We start from the raw sequence: 911 nt of genomic DNA on the forward strand, positions 1-911 counted from the left end.
GAGCTGTAGGCGACCACGCTCGCGCAGGCGAAGGCGAAGGCATAGATGCCGTAGCTATGGGCGCCGATGACCCTGGCGGCGAGAAACTCGACGAGAAAGGCGAGAAGGGCCCCGATCAGATAGGGCAGTAGCGCACGCATGCTGGGGAGCGGAATGGCCCGCCGGGGAGCGGCGACACTCCCCGCTGCCACGATCGCGCCCGGAACCGGCACAGCGGGATGAGCCGGACCGTGGCGCCCTGCTGCACGGTCGGCTGCCGCTGCCGCGGCGGATGTGCCGATCGGGGCGCGAACCGGGCGCCTCGCCAGGACCTCCTCGACGGCTGCGTCCAGCGCGCTGCCGAGCGTCGCCTCGTCGTGAAAGGTGAGCGAGATCACCGGCGTCCCGTGCTCATGCAAGAGGCCGTCGGCGCGAGCGATGACGGGCGCCGCGGCGTGGCTCATTCCGAAATCCGTTTCGGGTGTCTCCGAGGGTGCATCGATGCAGATGACCAGATCGGCCTTTGGCACCCGTTCGAGGGCTGCTTCCAGGGTAGCCGCGCTCAGGGCCCAACTATGCGTGGCGAGCAGGCAGACGGTTTGAACGAAGCCTTGTTCGAAAATCACGATCTGGTCCGACCGGGCCGCCTCCGACCAGACATGGCTCAGGCTCGCATTATAGTTGCGCAGGACGCCGAACCAGGCCGCATTGGCCGGCGGCAGCATGGCGAGGATATCGAAGCCGGGCCAGAAACCGAGCCTGCGACTGAGCGGGAGGACCGCCGCCGCGGCCCATTTGCCAATGCCGCGGTAGACATGCCCGGTGGTTTGGCCCGGGGGGTCGCGGGCCGGATCCCCTGTCGCGGGCCAGTGGCCCTGAATGATCTCGGCAGTCTGGCCGCTCTCGCGGAGCCTCTCGCACAATTCGCTGGC

1 pseudogene is annotated in these 911 nt (G+C 68.4%); it reads right to left on the bottom strand.

From position 1 onward, the window contains the following. A pseudogene (locus AB4118_RS34240) lies at positions 1 to 911 on the bottom strand (hypothetical protein); the annotation flags it as partial.

Source organism: Allobosea sp. 2RAB26 (assembly GCF_052115465.1).
In the GTDB taxonomy this organism is placed as follows: domain Bacteria; phylum Pseudomonadota; class Alphaproteobacteria; order Rhizobiales; family Beijerinckiaceae; genus Allobosea.